The sequence below is a fragment of the Rhodoferax sp. GW821-FHT07G04 genome (assembly GCF_059418585.1).
On the sequence record NZ_JBWKQD010000002.1, the window covers coordinates 457,325 to 475,369 of the forward strand.

The following is an 18,045-nucleotide window of genomic DNA, read 5'->3' on the forward strand; positions in this document are numbered from 1 at the left end:
AACAGATGGCAATGAATTGAATATGAACCATGACTGAACCCGATATTGAGTACATGACCGAATTCCTGGAGGAGTTTCAGAAGGAGTCTGACCGTGGTGCGGCTCTTGTTGGAGCTGCGCTACTTGACGCCCGCTTAGAACGTTTGCTTCTATCTCACATGCTGGCGGGCAAAGTAGCTGACCAACTGGTGAGGGGCGGTAGCCAGATCTCAAAGATCCCTTCGTTTCATTATCAGTCGGCTTTCAAACTCCCCGCTGCTAGATCCTCAGACGCGGGCAAACGCGGCCCGATTTAGCCCCAAACACCCTAGGAGGCTCGACATTGGAAGCAGCCAGCTGCGTTGCGTCGCCAAAAAATCCACAACCGCGTAAGAAGCGAAATCTATCGGCTTTTGAAGCCCTACCCCTTGGGAGCCCGCGCCAGCATTGGCTTTCCAGACCGATGCCCCCGCAAACCCAATAACGACGGGGAAAATTGACACCCCCCTGTATCCATGCGGGTTTCCAGACCATCGCAGTCTAAAACCATGCCCCCATGGACCGCCATGCCATGATTTTTTCACCGAAACATCAAGGGCAAGCAAGTCATGGAAGGCAGGAGCGAAAGAGGTGGTTGCTGTAAATCAGGAAAGGATGCGCGCCACGCGAATCGGCGGAAGTCGCGGAGCATCCAGAGCCTTGCAAAAGGCGATGAACGGCAAGAATTTCCAGCACTGGCTTTGAGCGACAAGGCCTCTCGGGCAGCGAAAGGACATGCGCTCGTCAACGCACGAGTCTGGGCAAAATTTTTCTCTGGACTGACCATAGTCTCTGCTTGCTACGACCGGCTGCATGCCGTACCGTGACTTCATGGCGAGGTAATTGGTCGGCCATGTCGATTTCCTTGAGGCGAGCAATGCCAGATGAGGTAGGCTTCCAGGGAAACTGCCAAGTAGTCCTGTCCATCGGGGAAGCCCAGTGTGTGGACTGCGCTTGCTGTTGGCCAGCGGTTTCGGTTGAATCCGTATGTCAGCCGATCCGATTCGGGCTGAACGACGTGTCCTAGTAATCTACGTGCCAACGCACCTTTCACAGAGCGCGATGCTTTGCCTATGTAGAGCAACCTTTCGTCAACGTCTAGAAGAAGATAGCATCCGCTAAGAACGTGATTTGAGTGGTCTTTGCGCATATTCCACCTCTCGCCCCATTGAGGGAATTGCCCCCATTGCTTCGGCCAGTGAAGTTCAAAGAACTCCGCTGTCTTCTCTCGGACGGCTAGGAGGCTGCTCACTCCAGTCATTTCTTCTCCCAGCCAACAACTATTTCATTTTCTAGAACAATTCGAAGACTGAATCTGGTTTTGCTAACCCGGTTGTATTTCCATGTCTCCTTAGACTTTGTCTTTAGAACCTTCGTCTCGATATCGATGGGTTTTCCAATTGAGTCTATCAATTGCTCCCGCGTCTGCCCTTGCCAAAATAATTTGCGCATGATCCGATCGACAACATCCGCATTGCCGTATTTTTTGAGTAAGGCTTCCCGACGCTTTTTTGTATTGTGAGCTGAGATCAAAAACCAAGGCACCGCCACGATAAGTATGAGAACGACAATTTCCATCAGATTGCTCCTTCTATTGCGCAAGGGATTAGAAACACAGTATTTTGGACTTGCAGCGAGAAAATGGAGCGTATGTGAAGCTATCAGTGGCTACATAGTTGCCCGCGTACTGCGGCTACCGCAAATGGATACATTCGCGAAATCTAGCTACTCACGATCTTGAGCGACTGCGGGCATACATTCAACGGATACTCCCGCATAGCGCTTCCAGCTTTCCAAACCGACCGAACATATTTCGAGGGTATGGTGAAAGAACCTCGTCCACCCTCCATTTCAACAATGATTTGTTGCTTCTGAGGCTCGGCAAGCGTAGAAGACGCCGCCGTTGGGGTCACCGCAGGCGTGGCGACCACAACAGATTTCTCTGGTGGCGTGGCGCTTGCCTTTCGCTTCTTGCTAACGGTTCCACGCCAGCATGCAACTTGGGCCTCAGGCTCCAATGTAGATTGAATAGTTACGTCATAGAGCAGACAATACTTATTGGGTCCGCCGGGAGTGCGCCCCCACCCTATCGCCTGCATGGACTCCATTTGCTCGCATCCCTCGGTTTCTAGCAGCATCACTGCGTGCTCAACTCGCACCGACGCCATCATCATTACTGACTCAAGCGCTCTTGGCGAGACTCCGAGAATCAGAACGACCGCCACAAGAATTGCAGCGTTAAGCGAAATCGCCACGGTCCAACGCACGGCAACGCCATGCCTATGGTGCAAAAAGACGGCCAAGCTTGATGCATACGCCGAAACTATCCCGATCGAGATAACAAAAGCTCCGAAGAAGAAGGCCAGAACGGACTCGTTTTCAAGAAGAAAGTCTGTCTTAATGAAATATGCAAGCAACCAGAGCAGTGGAAGTAGCGCCACTAGAGCTGAACCATAGCCAAGGAAGAACCAGCCAACCTTAGCGTCGGCTTCCTGCCCTTGGTACGCTAGTTGCTCCTCTTCAATAACATCACCCTCCGACGCCTTGTCAAACCGTCTCCACAACATTGAAAGAAAGAGCGTCATCAGAAGCAATGGGAGGACCATGCAAACTAGCCAAGTCTGCAATTGCCATTCATTGTGCTCATCAGTACCCACACCAAGCATTGCCAAGGTAAGACCTAGGCATCCCATGCCCACCGTAGCAGCTGCAAACAAAAACAGTCGCCTAGGATTTAGGGCTATACGCAAAGGGGATGCCTCCTGCGCCGTCGCGCTGACCGCCCCTTCTGATATCACTTGCAACGGCTTATCGGACGGTTGAGCGGTACCCAATGGTTCAACAGGTTGATGCGATGCCTGCTTATTTGCAGCGAGGCTTACATTGCTAGTCTTCCTGAACATTCGGCGCAAACGAGATGCAAAAAATCTGTCATGCGTGACATTCAACAGCAAGATACTTGGCGCCAACCAAATCATCAGAAAAACCATGGCTAGGACGAACGCAGTAGAGCACACCACTTTCGCCAAAGCCCCAGTGTTCGAGATTTGGCCAATTGGTATACCACCAATGCTCCAGAAATAGAACAGCGTCAGTGCGCTACCAGAAAAACTAACGAAAGCGCCACCAGTCAACAGCATCCAAAGTGGTTTCAACTTACTCAACCACAGCAGCCGAGATTCTGTAGATTCCATTGATGCGTCCTTCTTATCAAGCCGTTATATGGTTTCGAGCGCTCTGTGCTCATTGAGTTTTGGAGTATTTTTGCTCGCGAGCTCATCCACCACGCGCCTGAGGAGTGGCTTGCAAGGCGGGAGCGTAAGACGACATGCCACGGTCACTGGTCACCGGCCTCATCAAGCGCAACAAACCCTCAGTTAAGGAATCAGCGTGTCTGTACAAACTTCGGCCGACTTAACGTGTGAGACCTGCACCCAAATTTGGCCACTGTTGTTAGCGTAGAAGTATTCCGCTCCGCTTGCATCGTTCGGATATATCACTAAAGCACCGATATCTGTTATGTCGAGCTTCCCGCCTTCGTCCATGCGTTTGGACTGGCGCAATGGGAATGCCTTCAGGGCTTGGCTCGTCTGCATTTCGTCGCCTTGAAATTCCACGACTCCGGCCATCAACGTGAACCATGGAGCATCATGACGCTTAAGCGACTTGAATAGATTCATACCGGGACTTCCGCTTTCTCCGTAGGGCGGACTGTTTCTACGACTGGCGTCAAACCATACCTGTCCCTTCGGAGTTCGGATGCAATATGACTCGCCTTTTTTCACGCGCAGGCCAGTGTCGGAATACCAGTTCTGAGCCCGAACTACGGCCGCACAAGTGCTACCGACCGGGAGCCGAGCCGGGCATGATGGTTGGTCAGATAGCAGCTTGCCGCCAATCGAAGGTATCGCGGAATCTACAAAGACGGGCTCATATTCGATTGACGCGCAACCGAAGACTGACAAACAGACTATTACCAAGAAGGAGCGAGCAACAAAGTTCATTGCAACCTCACATATTGGTGCAGTTGGGATAACGCTGGACTAACAGTTGCTCGCTTGCCATGGCGTCGTCCTGCACAAACCAAGTCCAAGGCAACTTGGGTTCAATTGGTTGGAGCTTGAGATAGGCCACGCCCTCGCTTTTCAGATGCAGTTGTGGGCTTTCGTAAGGTTGGGGCGGCAATCGCCCGCGACGCTCAAACACCGACGGGTGCACACATATCGTCCCTTTGTATATATCTACTGGACTGGGATCAGTTGGTACGGCTCCAATGGGAGCTTGTAGTCCAAGCATGTATCTGTACAAGTCTCGGTGGATGTTGTGGTACGTGAGGTTAAAGAAGCCAGTGGACGGGTTATGGCTTGAGCCGAATGCATCTTCTCGAACGCCGGCACCTTCTGGCAACAGACCCATCTTTTCAGCCCCCGCTTCTTCTTTGAGTTGCTTGATCATCCAATTCAGACTGACGCCGCTCAAGGCGCTATTGCCATAACCACCGCCAAGGTCGGAGTGGGCCCCTGCAAACCAAACTTCCTTCAACCGCCCCGGGATGATCTTTCCGGCCGGCGTCAGCATAGGCGCATATGGCCTTCCATCGCGGATCTCGCAGCCGATAAACTGATGCGGTCTCGTCAGCAAGAGAGGGGTGAATATCCATGCGCGGTTGTCGTCGATGGCAACCGCATGAAACGCATGGCGAACGTTGCACAACTTGTCCCCGTAGCGAGCATTTGGAACATCCACACTCTCGAGGTATTGGTGGAGCCCAGCTTTATCCTCAATACGGCTAGGCCAATCGGCGAAACCCAAGGCTTCCACCGTATCCCAAACTCCAAGCACGTCCACCTCGACGGAAGGGCTGGGTGTTGTGAAACAGCCACGCGCTGCAGGAAGCTCCTTCGGATCCACGTTGACTTTAGCCAACCAGTCCTGTGCGATTTGTCGCCGCCTCTGCTCATCTACGGCGCCGTATACAGCCTCCTTTGGCGCTACAGCAGAATGCACTGTCTCCGCGACTTCGAAGGAACTCATATGACAGTTCTCGCGATCACCGGAATACGGGAGGCCTGCATGGAAAAGCAACGAAGCCAATATCCGCGCCGAATAAGCCCCGCGACTAAAGCCGAAGATATAGATCTTGTCCTGCTTAACGCCGGCGGGCTTGACCCGGTAGTTGCTTTGAATGAACTCGTACGCGATCTGCACCCTTTTGTTGATGCCCGATCCAGTGGCCGCGCCAATGGCGTCAAAGTTTGTGCCAACCCCTTGGATATACAACGTGGCAATGTCACTGCGATTTTGCAAAGTCACCAGCGAGTGAAGACGCTTGACGTTGGTATCGGAGCCCTCGTCATTGGCTGTTCCATCAAAAAATACAGCGATATGACGTACTTCTTCAATGTCCGTAACTCCACTGACCGAAACCTTGTGAGAAATGCTAGAGCAGCCTGCTAGAGCTAGCCCAACGCACGCGGCCATGAACGCCGTAACGGCGCGACAACGAACTGTCATTACTTCTTTCCCCCCAAGTTCCAAAGGCCACCAGTCTTTGAGCTCTACAGTCCGATCGTTTCAGTGCCTCTCTTTGGAGGCTCCACGAGCAATGTGGGGCTTCGCACCATGTAACAGAATGTATCAACTATGACAGATCGATGAACAGACTACCATCCCCTGTTTATGGGAGTTGGGTGGTTTTCTACCCTCTTTGTTCACCACGGCTATCCCATTGCCTTCATGGTTGAAGCAATGCAACGATCATGGTCAAGGTAGTGCTGAACCGCCACTTGCTTCTGTTCATCAGAATACTTGCGCGACCGCATATAGCCCAACCGCAAGTCGAGACTTTGTTCATATTCCCGATGCCAACTCTTCAGTGAATTCTTTGTTGGATAGCCCAACTTCCGAATGGTCAAACCAGTGCGTTTGCCCAGCTTGATATAGAGCTTGACTGCTCGGACTCGATCTTCGTACGAATACATGAACTACCTCCAGGTAGTCCAAAATTTTGTCCGCACCCCAGTGGGTCAGATTTCGGCGGAAATCAACAGTGGACGGCCTGGCTGTGTATATGCGGCTCCAGAACCTCACGCGCTCAGAGGTCATCACCAAGCTGGTGCGGTCGCAATTGCTGCGGAAGCGCTAGCGTCTCCCCATCTGGGCTATGCCGTGCTGCGTTTGATCGTCGTATGCTGTTTGCCGTTCTCGAAGCTGCGTCCACGCATGGGCTTGCTGCGCGTCCAACCATTGCTGCAGGGTGTCGCAGGGCTTGGGGCCTACCCCCGTCAGCTTCTCTCGCAGGAATACGGTGAACTCACGCGCGATAGCGCGGTGGCCATTCTCGTGAATAACTGCTGCTTCGTAGAAAGCGTTCCAACTTCTTTTGGATGCCAAGTCTGCCTGGTCATAGTATGGCCACACTGGCATGTGGTTGTCGTTGGTGACCGTGATCGTTGCCTCCACCAGCTCGCACTCGTTTCCTTTCCTTCTTGTGGTGCTCTTTATGGTCGGTGGGTGCATGTAGTTGTAAGCCGACCAGGTCTGCGCTTTGAAGATCGTGTTGACTCCCTGAAGGGTTGGGGCGTCCACTGTGAAATACGACGTTGTTTCAATGAACTCAATTTTCACTAGTGCATTGGAAGCAACGCTCTTGATAACCTCTCCATTGCCTTCCTGACAAGGCTTGTCTGTGAATACGCCTGTTGTGCACCTGAATATCTCCGCATGGGCTGATAGGTGGTGCAACAGCAGGGCAACGAATAAGGCGATGGACTTCATTGCTACATTTTGGCGGGAAATAACCGCTTTTTGACGGTTGGCGCTACCCAAACTTGGTATCCACTTGCGCGGACGTTTTGCTGGCATCCGCGCGTTGCGCACATCACTTTTGAAGCAGCAGAGCCACCTCCCGTTTGCCCAGCTTCATGGCGGAAGCGATCTTCTGCAACTGCGCCGCACGTGGATGTGCGGCCCCAGATTCCCACTTGTGCACGGACAGCGCAGACGCGCTCAATACCTTGGCCATTTCAGCTTGGGTCAGGCCCAGCTTCGCCCGGAGCGCCGCAAACCGTTCCGCCGTGAAGCGGATGCGGCCGGGAGGCATCGCGTCTTTTTTAGCAGTGGCGGATGCGTCTTTGGCGGCCGACCCCGCGGTTCGCTTGACAGTCTTGAGATCCGATGCCAGGGACTTGATCTGACGTTTCAAACCAGCAATCTCCGAGCGATGCGCAGTAGTGAGCTTTCGCAAGGACTGCAGCTCGTCCTTGAGTTCTTTACGGGCAACACGGGCAATCTCAGATTTAAGGGAATCAATCAACGAACTCATGGGTAGTTTCCAATTCTTGTTTTTTGTGTTTGTTCCAACGAAAAAGGCGACAGCGGCTTTGGCCACTGGCGCCTCGACGGTCATGCCGGATGGCTTACCGCTTACTTTCTCTTGTTCACAGCGGCCTTGAATGCAGCGCCCGCCGTGAACTTTGGCAGGGTTGCCGCTGCGATCTTGAGCGGCTCGCCAGTGCGGGGGTTCTTGCCCTTGCGCGCTGCCCGCTTGGTCGCCTTGAAGGTTCCGAAGCCAATCAATTGGACGTCCTCCTTCTTGGCAACCGTCTTGGTGATGATCTGCACCAGGGCATCAATGGTCCGGCCGGCGGCGGCCTTGGACATTTCTGTCTCTTTGACCAGGGCTTCAATCAGTTCTGCTTTGTTCAAAAGTTTGCTCCAAAAAAACACGTTAGGCCTGAATTTTGGCATGCCTGCAGTAACTGCTTCCGAGTGCCTCTACGTGAACGATGAAGGACGGGTGTGTAGAGGCACTCCCGTGCATACGCTTCATCGTGTGAAAGGCGTATAGTTATTGCACGGTCTTTGGTTCTAAACGAAGAGCGAGTGGCTACCCCGCAAGGATGGTAGAAGCGGTTTCGCGCAAGTTGTACAAAACAATCACTCCTGGTTGCCCTGTGATCAATACCGACGACACCGCTCTTCTCGCGCTGTTCAAGGCCCACCCCGTGCCCATGTGGGTGTATGACCTGGACACGCTCCGGTTTCAGGCCGTCAATACGGCGGCGGTCGTGCACTATGGATACAGCGAGGCCGAATTTCTGGCCATGACCATTCGCGACATCAGGCCGTCCGCCGAGTGGGCCAGGCTGCACGACAACTTGCAGCAACCGCGCCTGCAAACGATAGAAAGATCGGGTGTATGGCAGCACCTGAAAAAGGACGGCTCGCACATCGATGTGGAGATCACGTCCCACCCGCTGGTGTTCCACGGACTGGACTGCAAGTTCGTGTTGGCCCACGACGTCACCGAGCGCCTGCTGGCGCAGGACAAGGTCACGCGCCTGAACCGCATTTACGCGGTGTTAAGCGGCATCAATTCCGCCATCGTCCGGGCCCGCGACCGGGCCACCCTGTTCGCCGAAACCTGCCGCATCGCCACCGTGGAGGGCGAATTTGTCTCGGCCTGCATTGGCGAGCTGGCCCCCGGCGCGACCCATGCCACGATGGTGGCCAAGGCCGGTGCGGAATGGGTCTTCACGCCCAGCAACGATGGACTGGCACGCCAGGCCATGCGAACGCAACAGCCCGTCGTTTGCAATGACCTGTGCCGCGCCTCTGAATACGCCTCCTGGCGCGACGCGGCGGCCGGGCTCGGTATTCGTTCCATGGCTGCGTTTCCACTGCTGGTGGGTGATCGCGTGGCGGGCGTCCTGTTGTTGTTTGCCGCGGTAGAAGATTATTTCGACGCGGCTGAACTGAAGCTACTGGTCGAACTCGCGGGCGATGTCTCCTTTTCCTTGCTGTACCAGGAGCAGGAGGATGACCGCAAACGCGTCAGCAGCCGGCTACAGGAGAGCGAGGCCGGTCTGCGCCGCGCTCAGGTGCTGAACAAGAGCGCACATGTGATCACGGGACCGGACGGATCGTTCGAAAGCTGGTCGGATACGCTGCCGCTGTTGATAGGTCTGGGGCCCACCGACATACCGCCGACGACGCGCCACTGGCTGGACATCGTGCATCCGGATGACAGGGCAAAGTTTCGAGAGGCCTGCATACAGGCTGCTCAAACGGCCGATCGCACCAGCGTGGCCTACCGCGTGTGCCGCCCCGACGGCGGCGTGGTCCAGTTCCGGCAGATCCTGGAGCCCTTGCCGGGATACGCGTCCGCAGATGGGAGGTTGCGCTGGTTCAACACGATACAGGACGTTACCGAACAAGAGCAGCAGCACGAGCGGATCGCCCGCCTCAACCGCATCCTTGCGGTTTCCAGCGGCATCAATGCCGCCATTGCACGCATCCACACCCGCGACGCGCTGTTCCCAGAGGCCTGCCGTGTGGCCGTGGAGGAAGGCTTGTTCATGATGGCGTGGATCGGCGTGATAGACCCTGACACCCTGGACGGCCGCGTCGTCGCATGGTGTGGCGGCAACGCCGACATCCTTCAGCGCATATCACTCACTGCACGACCCGACACGCCCGCCAGCGCCAGGCCTGCCTGCGTCGCAGTGCGCGAGCAGCGCCCGGTCATCTGCAACGACATCGCCGCCGCCCCGGAGTTGGCACAGGTCGCGCCGGACCTGGCCGAGTTCGGGTTCCGCGCGTTGGCGGCCCTGCCCCTGACCTTGGGTGGCCACGCCGTGGGGGTCATGGTCCTGTGCGCGGACAGCACCGGATTTTTCGATGCAGAAGAGATGAAGTTGCTCGACAAGCTGGTTGCGGATGTCAACTTTGCCTTGCAGTTCATCGACAACGCCGAGCGGCTGAGCTTTCTCGCCCATTACGACGAGTTGACCGGCTTACCTAACCGGGCGCTGTTCCGGGACCGGCTGAACCAGTCCTTGCGCGACCGTGACCCGGGCGAGGCCGTTGCCTGCGTGGTGTTGGTCAATCTGGACCGGTTTGGGCAAATCAACGACGTGCTGGGCCACAGCGCCGGCGACGCCGTGCTGCGCATGGTGGGGGAACGTCTGACGGGCGTTTTGAAGGCGCCGTTCAGCGTTGCGCGGCTGGCCGGCGACTCCTTTGCCGTGATCTTGAACGACCTGGCGGATGGGGCCGCCGCCGCCGCGCGGGTTGAACAAACCCTGCTGGACACCATCGAAGCGGCGTTCCTGCTCGAGGACAAGGACATGAGCGTGTCGGCACGCGCCGGCCTGGCCCTGTTCCCAAGCGATGGTGTCGATGCTGAATCCCTGCTGCTGCACGCTGAGATCGCGCTGAAGAACGCCAAGTCTTCCGGTGTTCGCGTGCAGTACTACGCACCGCAGATGAACGCCGCCAATGCGGCCCGGATTGCGCTGGAAAGCGCCTTGCGCACCGCGCTGGACGAACAGCAGTTTGTGGTCCATTACCAACCGCGTGTGGACCTCGTCAGCGGGCGCATCGCCAGTGCCGAAGCCCTCATCCGCTGGCAGCATCCCCAGCAAGGCATGGTGCCACCCACGCAATTCATTGCCTTGTGCGAGGTCACGGGCTTGATCGTGCCCCTGGGCGCCTGGATCATCGACGCCGTCTGCGCGCAGCAGGCGGCCTGGCGGCAGCAGGGTATTGAGATCGTGCCGGTGGCGGTCAATCTGTCGGCGCTGCAGTTCAAAAAAGGCGCGCTGATGCAGACCATTGCGCAGGCCACCGCGCGGCACGGCCTGGAGCAGCGGTATCTGGAGTTTGAGTTGACCGAATCGGTGGTCATGGATGACCCGGAGCAGGCGATCGCCGATCTGCGCGCGCTCAAGGCGATGGGTGCCGTGTTGTCGCTGGACGATTTCGGCACCGGCTATTCCTCACTGGCCTACCTGCAGCGCTTTCCCTTCGACTTTGTCAAGATCGACCGCTCCTTCGTCCACGACGTCACGACCAAGCCGGGCGATGCGGCCATCGTCACCGCCGTCATTGCCATGGCACACAGCCTGAAACTGAAGGTCGTGGCAGAAGGCGTGGAAACCGAGGGGCAGTTGCGCTTTTTGCGCCAACTGCACTGTGACCAGTTGCAGGGGTATTACTTCAGCCCCGCGGTGGTTCCGGCCGTTTTTGGCGCCATGCTGCGTGATGAAAAGGGCCTGAACCTTGCCACTGCGCCGTCAGCAGCCAAAGAGACGCTGTTGATTGTTGACGACGAGCCGGGCAACCTGTCGGCCCTCAACCGATTGCTGCGCAAGGAAGGCTACCGTGTGCTGCTGGCCGCCAGCGGTAAGGAGGGCCTGGAGATGCTGGCCAATCACGAAGTGCAGGTGATCATCTCCGACCAACGCATGCCGGAAATGTCGGGAACCCAATTTCTGACCATCGTGAAGAGCTTGTACCCGGACACGATCCGCATCATCTTGTCGGGGTACACCGAGCTTGATGTGGTGATAGACAGCGTGAACCAGGGATCTGTGTTCAAGTTTCTGACCAAGCCCTGGGACGAAGATCTATTGCGCGGCCATGTGCGCAATGCCTTTCGACTCTACCGGCCCGCTTCGCTACCGGCTCCAGCTGATGTGGCTCCCGGCACTGCCGACCCATCGCACTTTCGCCTGTAGCCCTCGTGGAATGGACCCAACGCGCTACTACAACTATAGCGCTTTGATTGCCACCCCCTCCCACCCCAGCTCTCCATCCCACCCCCAAAATTTCCACCCAAGCCCCCTCGGCCTTTCTATACTTGGTGCATATCGACACAAAAATCGCCCCGCGTCCGCGCAGGGGCCGTGAAAGGACTTTGGCATGGCCTATCCCCCAGATGCTGGCGGCTCGCAACGGTGGCGGCGCAGCGCGGTTTGCATAGGACTGGCGCTGCTGGCGCCCCTGGCTTGGGCCGATGTGGACCTGGCCCTGCTGGAGAAGGCCGAGGGCCTGCTCAAGGCCCGCGAGTACGAGGCGGCCTATGCGCTGCTGGAGCCCTGGGAGGTGGCCGGTGCTGGTGACCAGGTGTATGACTACCTGCTGGGCACGGCCGCGCTGGAGAGCAACCGCCCGAGCAAAGCCAGTTTTGTCTACGAGCGCATTCTGGCGGTCACGCCCTCCTATATCGGCATACGGGCCGACATGGGGCGGGCCTATATGGCGCTGGGCGACTATGGCCGGGCCAAGATCGAGTTTGAATCCGTGCTGTCCATCCAGAACCTGCCGCCCGACCTGCGCAGCTCGGTGGAGCAGTACGCCAAGGCAGCCGAAGCCCGCGCCCAGAACAAGCGCACCATTGCCACCGGGTATGTGGAAGTGGGTGTGGGCTCTGACAGCAACATCGGCAGCGCCACCGCCCTGGGCTCTGTGAACCTGCCAGCCACCGGCCTCTATGCACCCGCACCGCCCACCGGCAAACAGACGCCCGACAACTACGGCACGGTCGGCTTGGGCGGCGAGATCAACCACAAGCTGACCGACCAATGGGGCCTGTATGGCGGCGCCGACTACCGGGGCCGCGCCTACCAGCAGTACACCGAGTCCGGCTACGCCACGCTGGACAGCCGCTTTGGCCTGAGCTACACCGGCGGTCCCTGGCTGCTGCGGGCCGGGCTGACAGGCCAGCAGTATTCGTTGAACCAGGCCCGCATCCGTGACACCTGGGGCGCCACGCTGGACTGGCGCATGGGCATGGGCAACAGCCAGTTCTCCTTGGGCACCTCGTACAGCGACGCGCGCTACCTGGTCAGCACGTCGAGCAACCAGGACACGCAGACCACCACGCTGACGGCGGGCTGGCTGACCTCGCTGGCCGAGGGCAGCGCCATCTTCAGCCTAACCGGATCGCTCGGCGTCGAGCGAGGCGTAGGCGGGCGCGACGATGGCGACCGGCGCTTCTATGGCCCGCGCCTGACGCTGCAAAAGAGTTTTGCCGACAAGTTTGGGGCCTACGCTTCCATGGGGGCCACCTACTCCAAGTACTCGGGCACCAACAGCCTGTACCTGCTGTCGCGCGACGAATCGCTGTACGACATTTCGCTGGGCATGACCTGGACACTGGGCAAAGGCCTGTCAGTACGGCCGCAATTCAGCACGCTGCGCAACACCAGCAATGCCGATCTGTACTCGTATGACAAGAGCGATTTCTCGGTCAATCTGCGCTTTGACTACTGATCGCCCCGCAGCAGCAACAGCACAACCTCAACCTCCCATTTCATTTTTCTTCCAAGCCATGCAAGTCTGCGTTTCTCTTCTTCCCACCTTTGCGCGTGCCGGTCTGGTCACGGTGGCCTGCCTGCTGGGCACGGCGCAACTGGCCTGGGCACAAAGTGCGGCCCGCGTGATGGCCGTATCCGGCTCGGCCAAGGCAGTGGAGCCCGAGGGCAAGGAGCGCGCCTTGCAAAAAGGCGCCGAGCTGTTTGCCGGTGACAAGGTGGTCACACATGACGACTCGCTGGTGCAGGTGCGCCTGCACGACGGCGGCTATATGTCGGTGCGGCCCAACACCGAGATGGTGATCGACCGCTTTGTCTACGACGAGCAGGATGCCAGCAAGTCCAACTTCTTGGTATCGCTGCTGCGCGGCGGCTTTCGCTCCATCACCGGCTTGATCGGCCGCACCAACCCCAACGGCTACCAGATCCGCAGCCGGACTGCCACCATCGGCATACGCGGCACCGACCATGAACCCGTGGTGGTGCAAGACAACACACCCGGCAACAGTGGCCAGAACCAGTTGCCGCCCGGCCTGTATGACAAGGTCAATGACGGGGAGACCTTTATCCGCAACGCCGGCGGCATGCTGTCGCTCAAACGGGGCGATGTGGGCTTTGCACCCTTTGGCGCCGACACACCGCCTCAGGTCTTGCTGAAGATTCCCGATTTCTACAAGGTCGAGGTCAAGACCGATGCGCGTGACAGCAAAGACGGTGACGACAGCAAGGCCGATGGCAACAAGAAAGGTAATGGCCTGCTGCGCCCCTCGGTCGCCGCACGGCGCGAAGCCCTGTCGGGCGGCACCGCGACGACAACAACAAACAACCAGCCACCCAGCGGCAGCGATGCAGCAGCGGGCGGCACCGCGCAAACCCAACCCGCACCGACCACCGGCACCCGCAGCCCGGCCACCACATCGGGCACCACGAATACCGGGTCGGGATCGACGTCTTCCAGTAGTGGCACGGCTCCCGCAGGCAGCGGCGGAACAACATCCGGCAGCAGTGGGACCAGCACCACCAACACCGGAAGCGCCTCCACCGCGCCCACGTTGACGCCCGAGCAAAAGCGCACGATTTTGCAGACGGCGCCTCGCCCCGTCACCAAGTAAGCCATTCCTGGAGACCCACCATGAAGAAGCACTTTCGGATCACCTGTTGCGCCCTGGCGGCATGGGCCTTTACCCACGACGTGGCCATGGCGGCGGCGGCAGGCACCGTGTTGTTTGCGCAGCAGGGCACTCAAATCGTCACCAACAGCGGCGCGACACGCCCAGCCAGCAAGGGCGACACGCTGCAAACCGGTGAACGCCTGGTGACGCCGTCGGGCGCCATCTCGCAGGTACTGCTGCCCGACGGCAGCCTGATCGGCATGCGGCCCGAATCCGAATTGAAAATTGACGCCCCAGCAGCAGGTGCGGACAACAAGGCCCCGGTCGTGAACCTGGTCAACGGCTCGGCCCGCGTCATCGGTGCGGAACTGATGGACAGCAAAAAGACATCCAACTTCACGCTGCAATCGGGCAATGCCACGGTCAAACTCAAGGGCGGGGACCTGGAATCGGCCGTCGTCAAGGGCGATGCCAAAGCCGGTGCAGGCAACAGCGGCAACAGCGCCACACCTCCCGGCAGCTACCAGCGCCTGGTGGTAGGCAGCGGCACGGTGGCCAATGGCGGCCAGACCGCTGCCTTGACGCCCACGCAGGTCAGCTACACCGGCGCAGCCAATACGCCGCCGGTCACGGTGGCCAACCCGGGGCAAAACCTGTTTGGTGGCAACACTGCCACGGGCAACAACCGCAGCCCGGCTGCGGGCAGCAATGACAAAGGTGCGGGCACTGCCGCCACCCCCGCCAAACTGGCCAATCTGGTGGGGCAATTGAAGCCGGTGACGACACCCGTGGCGCCGATTGCAGCACCGGTAGCCGCGCCGCCCGTGACACCTCCCCCGGTCAAACCCTGCACCCGCTTCATCGGCAAGACCTGCATCCAGTAAACGCTAGCTAGCTAGGTCCACAGATCCAGCGGTGGGTCGGCCACCACGGCGCGCAGGATGTCGGAGCGCGACACAAAGCCAATGACCAGGCCAGCCTCGTCCGCCACCGGCAGGCCGGGCAAGCCCGAGTCCAGCAGCACACGGGCCACGCGGCGGATATCGGCGTCGGGCGACACACTGGGCACCGGCGTCCACATCACCTCGGTCACGTTTTGCTGCAGCAGGCTCGTCCAGTGCGGGGCCTGGCTGCTGTCCGGTCCGGGCAGGCGCTCGGGGCGCAGCAGGTCGGCGCGGGTGAACAGGCCGATCAACACGCCACCGGCATCGACCACCGGGGCCTGGCCCAGGTTGTGTTGTGCCAGCACCTGCCAGGCCTGCTCCACCGTGGACGCATCCCCAATCGTGACCACCGGGCTGCTCATGACCGCGTCCACGCGGGTCACCGGGTGGCGCGGCAGGCCGGGCTTGCGGGTTTGCTCATAGGCTGCCAGCGCCGTGCGGTGGGCCACGTCGCGCGGCGCCGGGGGCGTGCTGGTGGCAGGCAATAGATCGGCAAAGTGGCTGCCGCCCGGGTTCTGGTCTTGCGCATCCATGCCCACCGGTGCGACCACCGGCGTGCGGGTGGCGCGAGCAATGGGACCAACTTGGCGCAGCTCTTCCAGCGAGCCCCTGAAGGTGCGACCTGCCTTGCCGTAGACCGAGAACATGCGGGTCCTCCAATTGGTTGGCCGCCGAGAGACGGCAATTTGCCGCCGGGCCGCCCCAAGGCAAATTAACCCCCTTGGGGGGCAGCGACCCGCGCAGCGGCGGAGCGTGGGGGCAATATCTATTCTTGCAGGAAAAGCGCCTGTAAGTCACTGAGGAAATCGTAACCTTTTAGCGTGGGGCGCACACGCGCGAAGTCGCGTTCGATCAGGCCCTTGCGTTCGGCAGCGTCCAGCGCCTTGGCAATGGCGGTCACGGCCAAGCCAGTGCGCTCGGTGAAGTCGCGCAGGCCAAAGCCGTTGCGCAGGCGCAGCGCGTTGAGCATGAATTCAAACGGCAAATCGGCGCGCGCCACCTCTTCATCTTGGGCCACCGCGTTGCCGGCCAGCGCATGGTCCATGTACAAGCGCGGCTCGCGAAAGCGCACCTGGCGCACCACGCGGTGTGCAAAGCTGAGCTTGCTGTGCGCACCGGCACCAATGCCGAGGTAATCGCCAAACTGCCAGTAGTTCAGGTTGTGCTTGCAGCGGTGCCCTGCCTTGGCGTAAGCCGACACCTCGTAGCGCTCCAGCCCCGCGGCGCCGGTCAGCTCGGTGATGTGGTCCAGCATGGCATAGGCCGTGTCGTCCTCGGGGATCACCGGCGGAAACTTGGCGAAGTAGGTGTTGGGCTCAATCGTCAGGTGGTAGATGGAGATATGCGGCGGCGCAAACTGCAAGGCGGTGGCGATGTCCTGGCCCACCTGCTCCAGCGTCTGGCCGGGCAGCGCATACATGATGTCGAGGTTGAACGTGTCAAACGACTGCGCCGCCTCTTCCACCGCCGCCAGCGCTTGGGCCCGGTCGTGCACGCGGCCCAGGGCCTTCAAGTGGTCGTCGTTGAAGCTCTGCACGCCGATGGACAGCCGCGTGACACCCGCCTGGCGGAAAGCGCGGAAGCGGTCCTTCTCAAACGTGCCGGGGTTGGCCTCCATCGTGATCTCGCAGTTGGCCTCCAGCTTGAGCCGGGCGCGAATGTCACCCAGCAGCCGGTCTATCGTGGCCGGTGCGAACAGGCTGGGTGTGCCACCGCCGATGAAGATGCTGTGGATGGTGCGGCCCCAGATGAGTGGCAAGGCGGCCTCCAGGTCGGCGATGACCGCATCGACATAGCGCTGCTCGGGAAGTTCGTCTCCCACCTTTTCGTGGGAGTTGAAATCACAGTAGGGGCATTTCTTCAAGCACCACGGCAGGTGCACATACAACGACAGCGGCGGCAACGCAGTCAACTGCAACGTACCCGGCCGCATGTAGTGCTGAACGTCATGCACAACAGCCGCCGCATCTTGCGCCGGATTTGCGGGCTTGATCGGAATCACACCAACACCCCGGGAGCCTGGGCGGCAGAGCGTTCTGCGCAGGTAAAAGGAGGAGCCCGCAAAGCGGGCGGGGGACACGGAGCAGAACGCTCTGCCGCCCAGGCTTCCAGCGAGCGAGAGGGCTTTTGCGCGAATCTGCTGCTGCGAATCATGCCAACCAACTCTCACGAATCAGCGCGACCATGCGCTGCGCCGAACGTCCCCGGTGGCTGTTGGCATTCTTCACCTCATTCGGCAACTGCGCAAAGGTCTGCCCAAACTCCGGTATCCACATCACCGGGTCAAAGCCAAAACCATTGCTGCCCAACCGCTCCCGCGCAATCTCGCCGACCACGCGGCCCACGGCGATCAGCGGCTCGGGGTCGTCGGCACTGCGCACAGCCACCAGCGTGCTGACCATCGCGGCACGGCGGTTGTTGATGTTCTGCATCTGCTCCAGCAACGCCAGCACATTGTTGTCGTCGCTCTTGGCATAGCCATACTGCGTGGCGTAGTAGGCCGTGTCCACGCCCGGCAGGCCGCCAAAGGCGTCCACACACAAGCCGGCGTCATCCGCCAGCGCGGGCAGACCGGTGTGCTGCGCAGCATTGCGCGCCTTGGTCAGCGCGTTTTCCACAAAGGTGCGATAGGGCTCGGGCGCCTCGGGCACGCCCAGCTCGCCCTGGGGCACCAGCGTGCAGCCCAGCGGTGTCAGCATGGCTTGCAGTTCGGCAAGTTTGCCCTTGTTATTGGATGCGAGAACAATTTTCACTTTTTCCATTCCTTGCCAGACAGGCCTGGACTCAGGCCTCAACTACCCCAATATGGGTTTATTGACACGAATTCAATGGCATTCATTGACAAATCGGCCTCTAGCCCTCGTCAATCGT

Annotated in this window: 15 protein-coding genes and 1 pseudogene; 5 read left to right on the forward strand and 11 right to left on the reverse strand. The window is 59.1% G+C overall.

The genetic code is table 11. The features are described 5' to 3' along the window. Nucleotides 1-29: 29 nt before the first annotated feature. On the forward strand, nt 30-296 hold the full coding sequence (locus AC07OO_RS11280) for a hypothetical protein (RefSeq protein ID WP_495082202.1): 267 nt from the start codon (nt 30-32) through the stop codon (nt 294-296). Between the two features lie 979 nt (nt 297-1,275). On the opposite strand, the gene AC07OO_RS11285 is transcribed toward AC07OO_RS11280, so the two are convergent. The 8 genes and pseudogenes from AC07OO_RS11285 to AC07OO_RS11320 form a co-directional block, all read right to left on the reverse strand. Then, on the reverse strand, nt 1,276-1,596 hold the full coding sequence (locus tag AC07OO_RS11285) for a DUF2845 domain-containing protein (RefSeq protein ID WP_495082203.1): 321 nt from the start codon (nt 1,594-1,596) through the stop codon (nt 1,276-1,278). Nucleotides 1,597-1,739: 143 nt separating this feature from the next. Then, nucleotides 1,740-3,212 carry a hypothetical protein gene (locus AC07OO_RS11290; RefSeq protein ID WP_495082204.1) on the reverse strand — a complete coding sequence of 491 codons (1,473 nt, stop codon included), beginning with the start codon at nt 3,210-3,212 and terminating at the stop codon, nt 1,740-1,742. A gap of 183 nt (nt 3,213-3,395) precedes the next feature. Then, nucleotides 3,396-3,698, reverse strand: a complete 303-nt coding sequence (locus tag AC07OO_RS11295) for a hypothetical protein (protein WP_495082205.1) — start codon at nt 3,696-3,698, stop codon at nt 3,396-3,398. Between the two features lie 331 nt (nt 3,699-4,029). Continuing rightward, nucleotides 4,030-5,532, reverse strand: coding sequence for a T6SS phospholipase effector Tle1-like catalytic domain-containing protein (locus AC07OO_RS11300; protein WP_495082206.1), 1,503 nt, complete (start codon nt 5,530-5,532; stop codon nt 4,030-4,032). A gap of 209 nt (nt 5,533-5,741) precedes the next feature. Continuing rightward, a pseudogene (locus AC07OO_RS11305) lies at nt 5,742-5,999 on the reverse strand (IS3 family transposase); the annotation flags it as partial. A gap of 160 nt (nt 6,000-6,159) precedes the next feature. After that, a complete protein-coding gene (locus AC07OO_RS11310; protein WP_495082207.1) occupies nt 6,160-6,795 on the reverse strand; it encodes a DUF922 domain-containing protein in 636 nt (211 codons plus the stop codon). A 103-nt stretch (nt 6,796-6,898) separates the two neighbouring features. Further along, on the reverse strand, nt 6,899-7,342 hold the full coding sequence (locus tag AC07OO_RS11315) for a helix-turn-helix domain-containing protein (protein ID WP_495082208.1): 444 nt from the start codon (nt 7,340-7,342) through the stop codon (nt 6,899-6,901). Nucleotides 7,343-7,443: 101 nt separating this feature from the next. Next, nucleotides 7,444-7,725, reverse strand: coding sequence for an HU family DNA-binding protein (locus AC07OO_RS11320; RefSeq protein ID WP_495082209.1), 282 nt, complete (start codon nt 7,723-7,725; stop codon nt 7,444-7,446). 248 nt (nt 7,726-7,973) lie between these two features. Between AC07OO_RS11320 and AC07OO_RS11325 the strand changes: the two genes are divergently transcribed. The 4 genes from AC07OO_RS11325 (at nt 7,974) to AC07OO_RS11340 (ending at nt 15,114) form a co-directional block, all read left to right on the forward strand. Next, nucleotides 7,974-11,540: an EAL domain-containing protein gene (locus AC07OO_RS11325; protein WP_495082210.1), complete on the forward strand. Its 3,567-nt coding sequence runs from the start codon at nt 7,974-7,976 to the stop codon at nt 11,538-11,540. Between the two features lie 184 nt (nt 11,541-11,724). Next, a complete protein-coding gene (locus AC07OO_RS11330; protein ID WP_495082211.1) occupies nt 11,725-13,077 on the forward strand; it encodes a hypothetical protein in 1,353 nt (450 codons plus the stop codon). Nucleotides 13,078-13,135: 58 nt separating this feature from the next. Then, nucleotides 13,136-14,230, forward strand: a complete 1,095-nt coding sequence (locus AC07OO_RS11335) for a FecR family protein (protein WP_495082212.1) — start codon at nt 13,136-13,138, stop codon at nt 14,228-14,230. A 20-nt stretch (nt 14,231-14,250) separates the two neighbouring features. Beyond that, on the forward strand, nt 14,251-15,114 hold the full coding sequence (locus tag AC07OO_RS11340) for a FecR domain-containing protein (protein WP_495082213.1): 864 nt from the start codon (nt 14,251-14,253) through the stop codon (nt 15,112-15,114). An 11-nt stretch (nt 15,115-15,125) separates the two neighbouring features. On the opposite strand, the gene AC07OO_RS11345 is transcribed toward AC07OO_RS11340, so the two are convergent. The 3 genes from AC07OO_RS11345 to rdgB all read right to left on the reverse strand — a co-directional run bounded on the left by AC07OO_RS11345 (nt 15,126) and on the right by rdgB (nt 17,927). Next, nucleotides 15,126-15,821 carry a CBS domain-containing protein gene (locus AC07OO_RS11345; protein ID WP_495082214.1) on the reverse strand — a complete coding sequence of 232 codons (696 nt, stop codon included), beginning with the start codon at nt 15,819-15,821 and terminating at the stop codon, nt 15,126-15,128. 119 nt (nt 15,822-15,940) lie between these two features. Then, the gene (gene hemW / locus AC07OO_RS11350; protein ID WP_495083336.1) at nt 15,941-17,107 is read right to left on the reverse strand and encodes a radical SAM family heme chaperone HemW; all 1,167 of its coding nucleotides are present in this window, start codon (nt 17,105-17,107) and stop codon (nt 15,941-15,943) included. Between the two features lie 217 nt (nt 17,108-17,324). After that, nucleotides 17,325-17,927 carry an RdgB/HAM1 family non-canonical purine NTP pyrophosphatase gene (rdgB, locus tag AC07OO_RS11355; RefSeq protein WP_495082215.1) on the reverse strand — a complete coding sequence of 201 codons (603 nt, stop codon included), beginning with the start codon at nt 17,925-17,927 and terminating at the stop codon, nt 17,325-17,327. Nucleotides 17,928-18,045: the final 118 nt, after the last annotated feature.